This window comes from Longimonas halophila, assembly GCF_002554705.1.
Classification (GTDB): Bacteria; Bacteroidota; Rhodothermia; order Rhodothermales; family Salinibacteraceae; genus Longimonas; species Longimonas halophila.
The window spans coordinates 1-15,134 of record NZ_PDEP01000007.1 but is presented as its reverse complement, the minus strand read 5'-3'; the positions used below and the strand labels follow the sequence as shown (position 1 = coordinate 15,134).

At 60.5% G+C, this 15,134-nt stretch carries 12 protein-coding genes and 2 tRNA genes; 9 read left to right on the top strand and 5 right to left on the bottom strand.

The genetic code is table 11. The annotated features are described in order from the left end of the window. Positions 1-11: 11 nt before the first annotated feature. Positions 12-617 carry a CDP-diacylglycerol--glycerol-3-phosphate 3-phosphatidyltransferase gene (gene pgsA / locus CRI93_RS08315; protein ID WP_098062167.1) on the bottom strand — a complete coding sequence of 202 codons (606 nt, stop codon included), beginning with the start codon at positions 615-617 and terminating at the stop codon, positions 12-14. Between the two features lie 359 nt (positions 618-976). Here pgsA and dnaK point away from each other — a divergent pair, with 359 nt between their 5' ends. After that, positions 977-2,956 (top strand): molecular chaperone DnaK, encoded by a 1,980-nt coding sequence (gene dnaK / locus CRI93_RS08310; RefSeq protein WP_098062166.1) that lies wholly within the window; start codon positions 977-979, stop codon positions 2,954-2,956. A gap of 220 nt (positions 2,957-3,176) precedes the next feature. On the opposite strand, the gene CRI93_RS08305 is transcribed toward dnaK, so the two are convergent. Continuing rightward, positions 3,177-5,513, bottom strand: coding sequence for an FAD-dependent oxidoreductase (locus CRI93_RS08305; protein WP_098062165.1), 2,337 nt, complete (start codon positions 5,511-5,513; stop codon positions 3,177-3,179). Positions 5,514-5,652: 139 nt separating this feature from the next. On the opposite strand from CRI93_RS08305, the gene CRI93_RS08300 reads away from it, so the two are divergent. From CRI93_RS08300 to CRI93_RS08285, 4 genes are all read left to right on the top strand, one after another. Further along, positions 5,653-6,573 carry an NAD(+)/NADH kinase gene (locus tag CRI93_RS08300; protein ID WP_098062164.1) on the top strand — a complete coding sequence of 307 codons (921 nt, stop codon included), beginning with the start codon at positions 5,653-5,655 and terminating at the stop codon, positions 6,571-6,573. 84 nt (positions 6,574-6,657) lie between these two features. Further along, a tRNA-Phe gene (locus CRI93_RS08295) sits at positions 6,658-6,730 on the top strand. A gap of 30 nt (positions 6,731-6,760) precedes the next feature. After that, a tRNA-Asp gene (locus CRI93_RS08290) sits at positions 6,761-6,837 on the top strand. A gap of 286 nt (positions 6,838-7,123) precedes the next feature. After that, entirely contained in the window at positions 7,124-7,750 is a 627-nt protein-coding gene (locus CRI93_RS08285) for a GNAT family N-acetyltransferase (protein ID WP_098062163.1), read from the top strand. Positions 7,751-7,782: 32 nt separating this feature from the next. Here the strand turns inward: CRI93_RS08285 and CRI93_RS08280 are convergent, their stop codons facing one another. The 3 genes from CRI93_RS08280 to CRI93_RS08270 are packed head-to-tail and all read right to left on the bottom strand — an operon-like array spanning position 7,783 to position 9,791. Further along, positions 7,783-8,946 (bottom strand): PP2C family protein-serine/threonine phosphatase, encoded by a 1,164-nt coding sequence (locus CRI93_RS08280; RefSeq protein ID WP_098062162.1) that lies wholly within the window; start codon positions 8,944-8,946, stop codon positions 7,783-7,785. Further along, positions 8,925-9,437, bottom strand: a complete 513-nt coding sequence (locus tag CRI93_RS08275; protein ID WP_098062331.1) for an ATP-binding protein — start codon at positions 9,435-9,437, stop codon at positions 8,925-8,927. The genes CRI93_RS08280 and CRI93_RS08275 overlap by 22 nt, the downstream gene beginning before the upstream one ends. A 15-nt stretch (positions 9,438-9,452) precedes the next feature. Then, positions 9,453-9,791, bottom strand: coding sequence for an STAS domain-containing protein (locus tag CRI93_RS08270; RefSeq protein WP_098062161.1), 339 nt, complete (start codon positions 9,789-9,791; stop codon positions 9,453-9,455). Positions 9,792-10,042: 251 nt separating this feature from the next. Here CRI93_RS08270 and lptC point away from each other — a divergent pair, with 251 nt between their 5' ends. The 4 genes from lptC to glmS all read left to right on the top strand — a co-directional run bounded on the left by lptC (position 10,043) and on the right by glmS (position 15,097). Next, on the top strand, positions 10,043-10,594 hold the full coding sequence (gene lptC, locus CRI93_RS08265; protein ID WP_245850410.1) for an LPS export ABC transporter periplasmic protein LptC: 552 nt from the start codon (positions 10,043-10,045) through the stop codon (positions 10,592-10,594). Positions 10,595-10,696: 102 nt separating this feature from the next. Continuing rightward, entirely contained in the window at positions 10,697-12,301 is a 1,605-nt protein-coding gene (locus CRI93_RS08260; protein WP_176521786.1) for an OstA-like protein, read from the top strand. 36 nt (positions 12,302-12,337) lie between these two features. Continuing rightward, a complete protein-coding gene (lptB, locus tag CRI93_RS08255) occupies positions 12,338-13,087 on the top strand; it encodes an LPS export ABC transporter ATP-binding protein (RefSeq protein WP_098062159.1) in 750 nt (249 codons plus the stop codon). Between the two features lie 174 nt (positions 13,088-13,261). Next, positions 13,262-15,097, top strand: coding sequence for a glutamine--fructose-6-phosphate transaminase (isomerizing) (glmS, locus tag CRI93_RS08250; RefSeq protein ID WP_098062158.1), 1,836 nt, complete (start codon positions 13,262-13,264; stop codon positions 15,095-15,097). The last annotated feature ends 37 nt before the right edge of the window (positions 15,098-15,134 follow it).

Sequence of the window (15,134 nt, the reverse complement as noted above, 5' to 3'; positions counted from 1 at the left end):
CTCGTGCAGCATTATTGCGACACCGAGCGGGGTGGATTCGGGCGGATGGTTTCTTCTTGGGGCGCAATCGCGTAGAGGAGTCCGGTGCCTACCGTAAGCAGTACAACCGCGATCAGTGCGCCGTACAGGATGTGGCTGTTGATGAGATACGTAGCAAAGTCGCTGGCCACCGGGCCGCTATGCTGAGACACGCGCACGCACAGAAGCGCAAGCAGAAAGGCCATTTGTGCAGCGGTTTTCGACTTGGCGATGCGGAAGGTAGCCAGTGTACGGCCCTGGGCTTCGGCATAGCTGCGCAGGGCCGTAACGCCAACATCGCGGAGCGCAATGGCCCCGACGGCCCACCACGGCACCACCTCCGGCTGCACGAGGGCGAACATGACAAAGAGGCCCAGCACAAGGATTTTGTCGGCGAGCGGGTCCAGGAACTGGCCGAAGCGCGACTTCACGTTCCAGGCGCGGGCCAGGCGGCCATCGAGGTAGTCCGAAGCCGACGCCACAAGAAACAGCACCAGCGCCGATGTCTGTCCCCACCACGTAGGTACGGTAAGCAGGAACAGAACAACCGGCGTAAGCAGGATGCGTCCAATGGTAAGTGCGTTGGGCAAGTAGCGCATAACAAGGGGATCGCGTGAATGGCCCGAATGATATTGGCAGACCCGGAGGACGGTTTCCCAATACATGCAGAGATCTGTTGAGAGTGAGGGTAAGGCTACGGCGCGGTGCGGTTGAACATCAAAGCCGGTGGCACGCACGCTGTCAGGGCTGCGGCGCAATGGCATACGCCGCTCTGGCACGATCGGCCCGATTCGCAGGCATGGTATGGGCTTGTGTGCACGGAAGCTGCCAATGTGACACGGCGTTTCCCGGCAATGCGGCTTCGGCATTGTGTTTGAGAATATAAACAGGTGGCTGTCGCGATGCGCGATAGTCATCGACATTCACGCGCTTTGTTGACTGACAGGACCAGCAATCTATGGGTAAGATAATAGGCATAGACTTAGGAACGACCAACTCGGTCGTCGCGGTTATGGAAGGCGACGAGCCGAAGGTGATTGAGAATGCGGAAGGGGCCCGCACCACGCCATCGGTCGTTGCTTATAAAAAAGACGGCGAGCGGCTGGTCGGGGCTCCGGCCAAGCGGCAAGCCATCACAAATCCTGAAAACACGGTGTCGTCCATCAAGCGGTTCATGGGCCGCAACTACGACGATCTGGGCGAGGAACTGGACGAAGTGCCCTACGAGGTCGTTCGTGGCGACGGCGGCACGCCCCGCGTAAAACTGGGCGACCGCGAGTACACGCCGCAGGAGATCTCGGCCATGATCCTGCAGAAGCTGAAGCAGACTGCCGAAGAGTATCTTGGTGACGAAGTTACGGAAGCCGTCATTACGGTGCCGGCCTACTTCAACGATGCACAGCGCACGGCGACGAAAGAAGCCGGTACCATTGCTGGGCTGGAGGTGAAGCGCATCATCAACGAGCCCACGGCTGCTTCGCTGGCATACGGACTCGACGATGAGAAGGATCAGGTCGTGGCCGTGTACGACCTCGGGGGCGGAACCTTCGATGTCTCCATTCTGGAGCTGGGCGACGGCGTCTTTGAGGTGAAAGCCACCTACGGCGACACCCACCTTGGCGGCGACGACTTCGACCAGGCGCTCATCAATTACATTGCCGACCAGTTTAAGCAAGAGCAGGGCATCGACCTCCGCAAGGATGCGATGGCGCTGCAGCGCTTGAAAGAGGCTGCCGAGAAAGCCAAGATCGAGCTGTCGAGCTCGACCTCGACCACGGTGAACCTGCCGTTCATCACGGCGACCGATGAGGGGCCCAAGCACCTGAACCTGGACATCAACCGGGCCAAGTTTGAGCAGCTTATCAAAGAGCATGTGGACCGCACCATCCCGCCGATGCAGAAGGCGATGAAGGATGCGGGATACAAGAAGGGCGATATTGACGAAGTCCTGCTTGTAGGCGGCTCCACCCGCGTTCCGCTCGTGCAGGAAACAGTCACCGACTTCTTCGGGCGCTCGCCCAACAAGTCGGTCAACCCCGACGAAGTGGTCTCGCTCGGCGCAGCCATTCAGGGCGGTGTCCTCAGTGGCGATGTCGACGACGTGCTGCTGCTCGACGTAACGCCCCTCGGACTCGGCATCGAAACGCTGGGCGGTGTGATGACCCAGCTCATCCCGTCGAACACCACCATCCCCACCAAGAAGAGCGAGGTGTTCTCCACCGCTGCCGACAACCAGAAGTCGGTTGAGGTGCACGTGCTGCAGGGCGATCGGGAGATGGCCAAAGACAACCGCACCATTGGCCGCTTCCACCTCGACGGCATTCCGCCCGCCCCGCGTGGCACGCCGCAGATTGAAGTGACGTTCGACATCGACGCGAATGGCATCCTGAACGTGTCGGCGGAGGACAAGGCCACCGGCAAGGAGCACTCCATTCGCATCGAGGCCTCCAGCGGACTTAGCGAGGAGGAGATCGAGAAGATGCGTCAGGACGCCGAAGCGCACGCTGAAGAAGACAAGCAGCGCAAAGAGCGGGCGTCGACCATCAACGAAGCGAATTCGATGGTCTACACCACGCAGCAGAACCTCGAAGACTACGGCGACAAGATCGCCGATGAGAAGCGCGAGGCCATCGAACAGGCCACCAACCGTGTCGAGGAGCTGCTCGAAAGCGCCAGTGCCGATAAGGACCTGAGTGAACTCGAAGACGCGCTCGAAACGCTGAACGAGAAGTGGTCCGCGGCCAGCCAAGAAATCTACGCGGCCCAGGCCGAAGAAGCCGGAGGCCCCGGTGCCGCCGGAGCAGGTGCTGGACCCGGTGCTGCCGGACCCGGCGCGGCAGGCGGCCCCCAGGCTCAGCCGAAGGGCAACGGCACCGCCGACGATGACGAGGTGCGCGATGCCGACTACGAAGTCGTCGACGAAGGCGAAGGCAAGTAGCATCCACCAATGCCCCCGACCGCACACAGCGGTCTATGCCTACAGCGCCCCACCAGCCTCGTGCCGGTGGGGCGCTGTCTGTTGTAGGACACGGGCCGGAAGTGGTTGAAAGAAGAGTATTTGGAGGGAAAGTAGAGGAGCGTTTCCACGCCCGTATCCAGATCAGCCCTCGGCATGAAGACGCACGAACCGCGTGGGTCTTGCAAGCAACAGCACGTGCCTACACCCCTTGTGCCTGCCGGTCGTGCTCGGCAGCCGCCTGCTCCTGCGCCGCCTCTTCCTGGATGCGCGCGAGCGAGGCCTCCAGCGAATCCCTGCTAATGACCTGGCCGGTCTGCGTATCCACCTGACCGAACGACAGCACGCCCGTGGGGCAGCTCTGCACGCATGCCGAGCAGCGCACGCACTCGGGGTCTTCCATGGGCTTGCCCTGCTGCGCAAACGACATCACATCAATGCCCTGGTGGCACACCGTCGTGCACACGTTGCACGAGATGCACTTGTCCTTGTCGGCCAGGATGCGGAAGCGGCTGAAGCGGTGGTAGATGTGCATCAGTGCGGCCAGCGGGCAGAAGAAGCGGCACCAGAAGCGCCCCGAGAGCCAGAAATACACGCCGTATCCGACCATGCCCGCCAGCACGACATCGACCAGCCAGGCATAGTTCAGCTGTAAGCCCAGAAGCTGCCCAAACATGAGCGCGTTGAACGCCTGCTCCATCCATCCGCCCGGCCAGATCCACCCGCCGATACGCCAGAAGAGCAACACAAACGCCAGCACCATGATGACCTGCCCGGCCATGTTGAGCTTGTTCCAGCCCTCGCCGTGCGGCATCTTATCGCGGTGTTGGTCGCCGAGGGTCTCCGCAAGCGCGCCGCACGAGCAGATCCATCCGCAGTAGGCGCCCTTGCCCCAGAAGTAGATCATGCCGGGGATGAGCACGAACGTCTGCACAAAGCAGATCCCCAGCCACCACCACAGCGGATCGGTCGTAAACACGTTATAGACAAGCAGCGGCCACGCCAGGATAAATCCATAGGCCCGCCAGTATTCGCGTCCATGCACGGCCCACTCGCTGGTGGGGAAGAGGGCGTCTAAGAGTCCCACAGGGAGCCATCCGTTCGCCCCCAGAAACGGCAACACGATCTCGGGTAAGAGAAACAGCGGAAGCACCTGAATCGCCATCAGGGTCAGCGTTTGCACCTTGATGTAGGGCGTCTTCCGCCTTCGAATCCGCTTGAACCCGAAGATGACGACGATAGCCGAGTATGCAAGCGTGTAGTAGAAACCCGGCTTGGTGGCCGAGGTCGTAATGATGTCCCAGAGTCCGGTTGCGCCCGGCTGTGCAGTGAGCGTGAAGGGAAAGAGGTCGGCTCCCTGTGCCAGTCGGTTGAGCCAGCCGCCGTCTTTCCAAGAGTAGACCGCACACATGAACAGGAAGAACGCGGCAAACGCGCCAATGCGGCGCCAGTTGAGCTGGGGTAGCCAGTCGGTGCTGGAAGTGAGCGCGGAGAGCGAGTTGGGGAGGGTGCCCCAGTCGTTACGCAGTTCAATGCCGGAGCGGCGGAAGAAGTCGAGCGGTGCCTCGCGGCCAATCATCGCAAAGACGTGCTGGGCTGGCACCGTCTCCGTGTCGCCGCTGTCTTCATGCTGCAGCGTCACCGTGTCATCGTCGATACGGGTGGCGTTGGTCTGCAGCCTCAGGCGTAGCGAGCCCTCCGAGGCATACGATGCCAGTTCGTATGCGCGGTCGATGTTGGCTTGCTTGGGACGCACAAACGCATCCCGCCGATAGGAGAGCGTGACGTGCGCCCCGGCCTCGACCAGCCCAATGGCTGCCTCCAGCGCCGAGTCGCCGCCGCCGATCACAACGACATCAGAGCCGGTGTGCTTGGTAGGATCATGCAGACGGTGATGCACATGGTCGTGCTCCTCGCCGGGCACGTCGAGCGTGCGGAAGCTGCCGCTGCGTCCAATCGCCACCACCACGTTGCGTCCGTGAATACGGGTGCCCTCGGTTCCAACGACTGTGAGCAGATCCCCATCGCGTTCAATGCGGTGCGCCTCCATATCACGCACGGGAATGTCGTCGGTCTGTGCGGTGAGTTCATCGACCAACTCCTCCTTCACAGGGGCAGAGACCTGCACGCTACCCTCGGGCGTCATAGACTCCGGGTAGGTGTAGATGGGTTTGCCGACCTGGAAGTCCTTGATCGTGGCGAAGCGCTCGTTGGCCTCCAGCACCACGTACGATAGGCCCTGCGCTTCGGCCTCGCGGGCGGCCGCCATGCCCGATGCGCCCGCGCCCAGAATCATCACGTCGTAGGTCTCGTCGCGGGGCGAAGACGGCGTAGGCTCCGTCTCGGCGATGTGGCGCACCGCTTTGGTGCCACTGTCGAGTGAGAACTTGAGCAGCGGCACCCCGGCCAGGTCGCCCACTACATACACGCCTTCTACATTGGTGCGATAGTGGTCGTCCACGCGGGGTAGGGTCGAGACGTCGCCCGAAGGCCACTGCAGGTGAAGCCAGTCGGCATATCGAGACAGGAAAGCGAGCATAGACGCGACGGTACAGCAGGTAAAAGGACCGATTGCACAGGTGGTGTGTACGCACCACCAAGGCGAGCGTTACATCTGCATCGTCCTATTCCTACAAACGCCTCCGCGCTTCGGCATCCCTACAAATCTACACGGCTTTATGATCTATGGTCTGACGGGCAACCCCACCAAGGCAGCGTTGTGGCCGCTACTCGATCGCGTAATTCGGGTGCTGGATAAACGAGGACTGCCCTATCGACTGGCTCCCGATCTGGCCACCGGACGTGCTGAGCGCGACCAGGCGGTGTCAGATGGATGCGTGGCTCCGAGCGTGAGCGATGTAGGACGGCAGGCCAACGTGGTGTTCTCCTTCGGGGGCGACGGCACGCTTTTGCGCACCGCCCACGCCGTGAGTCCGTCGGATACGCCGCTGGTGGGCATCAACATTGGGCGGCTCGGGTTTCTGGCGGATGTAGAGCACAACCAGGTCACCAAGGCCATCGATATGCTCGAAGCGGGCGACTATCGCATCAGCCCGCGTATGGTACTGGAGGTGCAGGCGGACGAGCGCAAGTTGGGGCGCAACTGGGCGCTGAACGAGTGCGTCATCAACCGGAGCGGCGCGGCCGGGCTGTTACGCATTGCCGTCACCGTAAACGACGAGCCGCTGAACACATACTGGTCTGACGGACTCATTTTCTCGACGCCGACCGGCTCCACGGCGTATTCACTCTCGGCAGGCGGACCCATCCTGATGCCTGAAACGGGGGTGCTCATCATCACACCCATTGCCGCACACACGCTTTCGGTGCGTCCGATGGTGCTCCCAGCCACGGCAACCATTCGCGCCGAAGTGCGGAGTCCGGGCCGTCCGTACGTGTTTGCGGTGGACGGAGTCAGCACGGAGTTCAAGGAACCCGCTATATCGTTTACGGTACGACGGGCCGCTCATTCGGTGAACCTTGTAAAGCTTGATGGCTCGCATGTGTTTAACACATTGCGGCGCAAGCTCATGTGGGGGGCGCGTGCTTCTGCCAATGCCCCTGACGAAGATGCCGAAGACGGCCCGCATGTAAGTTGAGTTAGGGGTCGTTGAACTCAACATGAAACAGTGCGTATGCCCTTGATTGTGGCGCATACAGTGCTTTACATGGTATTCCGATTTGGTCGGGTAGCTCAGGTGGTAGAGCAACGGCCTGAAAAGCCGTGTGTCGGCGGTTCGAATCCGCCCCCGACCACTTTTCATGCACAACAACACATAACGTACTGGTCCGGTAGTTCAGTTGGTTAGAATGCTGCCCTGTCACGGCAGAGGTCGCGGGTTCGAGTCCCGTCCGGACCGCCACGCGCTCCCCGGCACTACGCCGACGGAGCGCGTTTTACGTTGTGGAGCCTCTGCAGCCGTCAAAAGCAGACAGATCCTGAAAAAGATGCGCATCGTGGCAGATCCTACCGCATTCCCCAGCGCACCATGCGCCAAAAGCGGTGTGTGTAGTATCCAAACCTTATAGGCACTTGGTGGCATTCGGCTTGCAGATACCAGTGTTGCGTGGTACCATGTGTGTGCCTGCGGCACAGCACATCCGTGCGACGCCGCTTGTTTTTCTCTACAATCCGGAAGCGCTTCCAATATGATGACTGACGTTCCTTCTATGCAGCGCCTCGTGCCGCGCAGCGGTCCCGACGTACGCCTTACCGCGCTGCAGCGCGACCACATTCACACGCACTTTCGGTGGAACAACGACCCCGAACTCAACCGCCTTGACAGCGAGGTGCCGTTCGAGAAAGAGTCGTTTGGCGCGTTTAAGCAGCGGTTTGAGCGTCTGTGCGACCATCCCACGGAAACGCACTACGCATTCGAGATCCACAGCATCTCCGACAACGCGCTCATCGGGGTCGCGGCGCTCTACCGCGTAAGTCCGGCGCACCAGCATGGCTGTATCAGCCTCACCATTGGCGACCAGGCGTACTGGGGGCGCGGCTACGGGCGCCGAGCGATGAATCTGCTCCTCGCAATCTGCTTCGACGACATGGGACTGCACCGTGTGTCGGCCGAGACGTTCGAGTTTAACGATGCCTGGACGCGCCTGGTGAAAGGGTCCGGGTTCTCGTATGAGGGCACTGCAGCCGACTACCTGTACCGCGACGGCCAGTTTTGGGACAAAGAGCACTATGCGCTGCTCGAAGATGACTACACCCCGCTTGAACAGATGCCTGTAGAACCGCCCAAAGCAACGCGCGAAGAGGTCGCTGCGTAGCGAGGCGGTCCCGAATCCCACACGCTTCAGCGTTACGCTTCGGCATCGGTTGGGGCTGAGACGTGTGTGAACGCGGTAGAAGGGTCGGCGGTACGGGTGAGCCAGAAGATAAGCGTGTCGTCATTGTACGTGCTTGCAGGGGAGGCGTCGAGAGCGGCTTCCCAGAGCGCATCGGCAGGCAGATGCGCGGAGAATGCGTTTTGGGCGAGGCGACGGATGCCATCCTCGCCAAGCGTGTCGCCGTCGGCAGTAGGCTGTTCAAGAAGCCCATCGGTGTAGGCAACGAACGCCGTATTGGGCTCCAGTTCAAGCGTATGCTGCTCGAACGTCGCCTCGTCTGTTAAGCCAAGGATCAGGTCGCTATCTGTGACGAGGTGCGCCGCATCGGCATCTACCAGAAGCGGACGGCAGTGCCCGGCATTGGCGAACGTGATGGTGTGGGCGTCGGGGTTCCATACAAGAAGCAAGAACGAGGCAAACGTATCGGTGAGTACCTGATCGCTCAGCAAGAGCGTGTTGATGTGCGCCATCATATCGGCCGGGCGGGGCGTGTCCGTCAGCCGAGCACGTAGGCTGGCGCGTACGTAGCTCAAGAAGCTGTAGGCGTAGAACTTCGCTTGTAGGCCTTTGCCCATCACATCGCCAATCGCGACGAAATAGCGCCCATCGTCGAGCTGGTGCCAGTCGAGCAGGTCGCCGCCGCCCTGCTGGCTGGGCTCGTAGCGCACGAACAGCTCGTACGACGACACCTTGGGGAGCGTTGTGGGCATGAGGCGCTGCGAGAAGTCGTGGCCGAGCTGGGTGTCGAGGCGATTGCTAAAGACCTCTACGCGCTCCAAGAGCCGTTTGGTGCGCGACACCAGTTGCTTCATGTCAAACGGTTTCGTGATGAAGTCGTCTACGCCCAGGCGCATACCTGTGAGGCGAGCATCTTCGTCGGTCCGTGCGGTCAGAAAGATGAAAGGGATAGCTCGGGTGTCCTTCTGCTTTTGCAGTTCGTCAAGCAGCGTAAAGCCATCCATGCGCGGCATCATGACATCCGACACGATAAGGTCAGGGCGCCGGGCTTCGATCTTTTCGAGTGCATCCACACCATCAACGGCGGTTACGACGGTGCAATGCGTTTCCAGCCGGTACGAAAGCAGTTCGCGGAGCGTTGCGTCGTCCTCAACAACTAAAATAAGACGTTCATCCATGGGTCGTGGTCATAAGGAACTGAGGCAGTGAAGCGGTGATGCAGTGCCGACGCACGACGATACGAAACGTCGTTGGTACAGGCGTCGATAATGCGCAGCCCCATGCCAGACTCTGGGAAAGGAGCCGCGTGGGCTCCCATCGTAGAGAGGACAGAGTTGAGGTCAAACCCGCGTGAGTTGTCGGTAATCTCGCACTGGGCCGCGTCTTGGTTGAGCAGCACCCGAACTGAAATGCGAGGCGGATTGGCAAAGGTAGCGTGGCGTGTAAGGTTGGCCACCCACTCATGGACAACCAGCTGCACGTAGTGCCGCGTGCGGCGTGGGGGCTGCTCCGGCGATGCATCCGCTTCTGGCAGTGAGGGAGCTGAGGAGTCCGCAGAGGAATCCACCTCAGAGGGACGTACGGGCGGCCAGGCCGCGCTTAGCGCGGCTCGGATCGCCGGAAGCGCGTCTTCGAGATCGGTGTAGGTCTGGTCAAAAATCAGATCCATGACGGAGAAAGCAGGTTAAGTCAACTCCGCTTGAGCGGCTTCCACAGAGTCGTACTGTGGAAAGACCTTGTACGTACGCGTGAGTTCAACTACAACGCGCACGGGTTCAGAGGTGTTGGCAAACACCACCGTGCCGTCGTGAGCCGCCACGCGCCGGTACAGTGAAAAGATGGCTCCCAGCCCCGACGAGTCGAGTACGTCCGTATCCGAAAAGTCGAGAATAAACTGATGCTTTCCGGCATCAATCGGGGGGTGTACGGTTTCTTTGAACGTATCGGCGTTGCGAAAGTCGAGCGTTTCACCGACGTGAACAACCAGCGTGTCATCGGAAACCGACTGGGTCGAAAAGCTCATAAAACGGGAATAATTCGTACAAAGGGGGAAGAAAAGGGGGCCGGGGACAAGGCTAACGTAGGCATGGGCTGCTGTAAACTTCACGCAACCCTGCAATTACAGATCGTTTAAACGACCCGAATGGCCAGTGGAGGCTTTCATAAGGTACAGTGTTCGCTCATAGAGTGCAAGGCAACGTCGTCTCACGAAGCACGCAGTACAGAATCGTAAAGAGAGCAGGCCAAAACGTACTGCAAGGAATAGGGGTTGGCGTGCTGCTTGTCCTGCTTACCGTAGGATGTGAACGGCGCGAAGGCGCTCGCGCTCCTGCTGGCGAGACGAATGAGCTTCGGCCTACACAGGTAACCTACGACCCGCATGTCGTGTTGCACGAAGGACGCCGCCAGCGTGCCGTGCTGCAGGCTCAGCGCATGGCTCAGTACGAAACGCCCGATAGTAGCTATGCGGTGCTGCGCCCCCCGCGTGGCGACACAGTGCGGGTGCATGTGCAACTCTTTACGCCAGAAGGCGACTCCTCGGCCACCATTACGGCCGACAGCTTGCTCTACTTCAGTGATGAGGGCCGCGCCGATGCGTACGGCAACGTAGTTGTGCGTACGCCCGAGGGGCGCCAGCTGTATAGCGAACACGTCGTGTGGCGTCAGAGCGACCGTAAGGTACGCTCCAGCCGGTTTGTGCGCATCGTAACACCCACAGAAACCCTGAACGGTCAAGGGCTCGTAGCCGACGAAGACCTTTCGTCGTATCAGATCGGTCGGTTTGATGCAGAGGTAGACCTCGACGACGAAAGCGACGATACATAGAGTATCAATACGATAGATCCTACACGCTGCTGTTTTCCGTCACGGTCTTTCTCTGTACCCGACATGCCACGCATCTTCGCATCTCGGCCCACTGCGTTCATCATGAGGCCGTTTCTTCTCGTGGGGCTGTGTCTGGCTGGATGCGGAATGATGGCAAGCGGGCTGCAGTCTGCTGCCGCCCAGCAGGCCGATTCGACCTCGGCAGATACCACGCAGTCGCGAGCGTACGTACAGGCCGATTCGCTGAGCGCCACCGTTGTTGATGGCGAGCGCGTGCAGGAGCTCGTTGGCAACGTGTTTGTAGAGCAAGACAGCACAGAGCTGCGCTCAGAGCGCGCCTTTCGGTACCTGGATCGCGATGAGTTTCTGTTCTTGCGCGCGGTCGAAATCGTTGAAGGGCCGGATACGCTGCATGCCGACACGGTGCGGTATGACCGCAGCAACGAATTGGGCTTTGCATTTGGCAATGTCGAACTGACAGATGGCGACGTGGATGTGCGTTCCAGCGAGGCGATCTACTTCGTGGATGAGCGCCGCACGGTGTTCGAGCAACCCGTAGAGCTGCAGGACAGCACCGCTGTGCTCCATAGCGACCGCGGCACGTATCACTCGCCCGAGCGCCGCGCCGATTTTGCAGGGAACGTGACGCTCGACGACCCTGACTCGTGGCTCGAAGCCGACTCGCTTTCCTACTACCGCGACCGACGGCGCTCTGAAGCCTTTGGCAATGTGTTCATCGATCGGAATCCGCGACAGACGCCCGACGAGGTTGAGGATCCGTCGGTATCCAACGACGAACAGAACACGCGCACCTGGCTCTTTGGCGCGCAGGCCATCAACGACGAAGACGAGCGCCGCAGCGATGTACAGGGCGATGCGTTTATGCTTCAGGTGCAAACCGACTCGCTGGGTGCGCCACGCGACACCCTCATGGTGCGGGCCGAGCGCCTGCTGGGGCAACGCAGCGACACGCTACGCCGCCTGACGGCGATCGACAGCGTGCGGGTGTGGCAAGACGACCTGGCGGCCACAGCCGACTCGCTCGTGTACGACCGTACGGTAGCCCCAGATACGGTGACGGCGCCTCCATACGAAGAATCGCGCCTGTACGACCGCCCGAACGCCTGGTTTGAAACCACGCAGGTGTATGGCGATTCGCTCCGAACGGTAGTACGCAACCGGAGCCTCGACACGCTGTATGTGACGGGCGGTGCATTTGCCGCCCAGCAAGATACCGTGCTGCAGCGGATCAATCAGCTACGTGGAGGCAACCTAACAGCAGCATTCCGAGAAGACCAGTTGCGTTCCATCCACGCTGCGCCTACCGCCGAGACGATCCGCTTCGTTGCGGAAGACGGGGCGCTCAGCCAGGCCGCTCAGGCTTCGGGCGATGCGATCGTGATTGAGTTTGACACCACACAGACGCTGCGCCGCGTTCGCATCCTACAAGGCACACAGGGCACGCTCTACGAGCCGCATCTGATTCCTACGCCCTTCGAACTCGACGGCTTTCGTTGGACTCCCGAAGTGCGTCCGCAGTCCAACATGCTGCTTCAGGATCCACGGGTGCAGCGCCGCATGGAGGCGGGCTGGTCGTTCGATACGTCTGAGCGTCCCACGGCGCCTCGCCGCGCGCCTCCGAATCCACCCGACAGGGATCCACTTGAAAGAGATCCACCCGATGAGGACCCGCGCGACGCACTGTAGCCTCGTTTCTTCTGTGCACATATCTGTCGACCCCCTATGAATCCCGCTCAACCGCAATCACTGCTCCGTGCCGAGGGCTTGACCAAGCGGTATGGCAAACGCGCCGTTGTAAAGTCGGTTGACTTGCAGGTAAAGCAGGGAGAGGTGGTGGGACTGCTTGGGCCCAATGGCGCGGGCAAAACCACGACCTTCCACATGGTGGTGGGGCTGGTGCGCCCAAACGAGGGCTGCGTGTCGCTCGACGGTACCGACATTACGCGGCTGCCTATGTACAAGCGCGCTCGGCGCGGCATCGGCTATCTGGCGCAAGAAACATCCGTCTTTCGGGAGCTCACGGTGGAGAGTAATCTGCACGCCGTGCTCGAATTCCAGCCGATCAGCGCAGAAGAACGACACGCACGCGTCGAATCGCTGCTCAGCGAGTTTGGGCTCGACCGGGTGCGCCACTCCAAAGGCTACTCGCTTTCGGGGGGGGAGCGCCGTCGTTGCGAGATTGCGCGCGCATTAGCCACTGAACCTAAGTTCTTTCTGCTGGATGAACCCTTCGCGGGGGTGGACCCGATTGCGGTGGAAGACATTCAGGAGATCGTGGGCGGGCTCAAGGAACGTGGAATTGGCGTGCTCATCACCGACCACAATGTGCACGAAACTTTAGCGATCACCGACCGCGCCTATCTGTTGTACGAGGGGCAGATTCTCAAGCAAGGAACTGCCGAAGAACTGGCCGCCGACCCGGAGGTCCGGAAGCGCTACCTCGGCGAAAAATTCTCGCTGGATCGCTACTAACGTGCTTGAACAGCGCATGTGGAGTTGCGATTGACCTCCATTATTTGCTTACTACGAAGCGTCCCTACTTACATTTAAGCGTGACTCTACAAGGATCGGACGCGCTTCGCTTTACCAATACGCGACGCCTGCGGTACGCAGGCACTTCTTTTCTCTAAATCCCGACAGCGTTCTATGTGCGGAATTGTTGGCTATATTGGCGAAAAACAGGCCGAAAATATCTTGATGACCGGGCTGAAACGCCTGGAGTACCGTGGGTATGATTCGGCAGGGGTGGCGATCGTAAACAACGATACGCTGCACATGCAAAAGCGAGAAGGTAAAGTCAACGAATTGGAGACGGCGCTCGACAGCGCACCCATTGAGGGCACGGTCGGAATTGGCCACACGCGCTGGGCCACCCACGGGCCCCCCAGCGACCGTAACGCACATCCACACGTGAGCTCGGACGGCGATTTTGCGCTGGTGCATAATGGCATCATCGAAAACTACGGTGTGCTGCGCAAGCGCCTGAAAGAGAAGGGCTACACCTTTCAGAGCGACACCGATACGGAAGTGCTGGTCTACCTTATCGAAGAGGTGCAGAACGAGGCCGGGCTCGCCCTGCCCGAGGCGGTGCGCCAGGCGCTTACACAAGTTATTGGCACATACGGCATCGCCGTCGTATCCGCCAGCGACCCCGACCTGCTCGTGGCCGCACGCAAGGGCAGTCCGCTGCTTATTGGTGTGGGCGACGGTGAGTACTTCTTGGGCTCCGACGCCGCGCCGCTGGTCGAGCACACACGGCAGGTGGTGTACCTGAGCGACGGCGAGATCGTGACGATCCGGCGCGGGGGCTATCAGGTGCGCACGATCGAAAACGTGCCGATGGAGAAAGAGGTGCATGAACTGGAGTGGACGCTCGGCGAGATCGAGAAGGGCGGCTACGAGCACTTCATGCAGAAAGAGATTATGGAGCAGCCCACCGCACTCGAAGATGCGATGCGCGGACGCGTGCTGCCCGATGACAACAAAATCGTGCTTGGCGGCCTGCACGACGTGATGGACGACCTGCGCGATGCCGATCGTGTTATCATTGCGGCCTGCGGTACATCGTGGCACTCGGCGCTCGTGGGCGAGTACCTGATTGAGCACTTTGCGCGTACACCGGTCGAAGTCGAATATGCGAGCGAGTTTCGCTATCGCAATCCCATTCTGCGAGACGGCGATGTGGTGCTCGTCATCTCACAGAGCGGCGAAACTGCCGATACGCTGGCCGCTGTGCGTGAAGCGCAGCGTCAGGGCGTGATGTGTTTGGGCATCTGCAATGTGGTGGGCTCGACCATCGCCCGCGAAACTGATGCTGGCGTGTATCTGCACGCCGGGCCCGAGATCGGTGTCGCCTCCACCAAAGCGTTCACCGCGCAGGTGATCGTGCTGGCAATGATTGCACTTAAGATGGCGGAAGATCGCACGCTTAGCCATGCCGAGTTCGCCGACGCGGTCCACGCGCTGGCCTCCATCCCCGATAAGGTGCGCACCACCCTCGAAATGGATGGGCAGATCGAGAAGATGGCGAACATCTACCGCTACTCGTCGAACTTCCTGTATCTGGGACGTGGGTTCAACTTCCCGGTCGCGCTCGAAGGTGCCCTCAAGCTCAAAGAGATCTCCTACATCCACGCCGAAGGCTACCCGGCGGCGGAGATGAAGCACGGGCCCATCGCGCTTATCGATCGCTTTATGCCGGTGGTGTTCATCGCGCTGAAAGACAGCACCTACGACAAGGTCGTGTCGAATATCGAGGAAGTCGCCGCGCGTGACGGATCCGTCATTGCAATCACTGACGAAGGCAATGGCGAGCTGGATGAGCTCTGCGAGTACGTGCTGCGCATCCCCCAGACGCAAGAGTTTCTCTCGCCGCTGCTGGCGGTGGTGCCACTGCAGCTGCTGTCGTATCACATTGCGGTGATGCGCGGCTGCGACGTAGACCAGCCCCGCAACCTGGCCAAGAGCGTGACGGTGGAATAACACGCCGCAGTGTCCTCTGCGCTTGATGCACATCCTG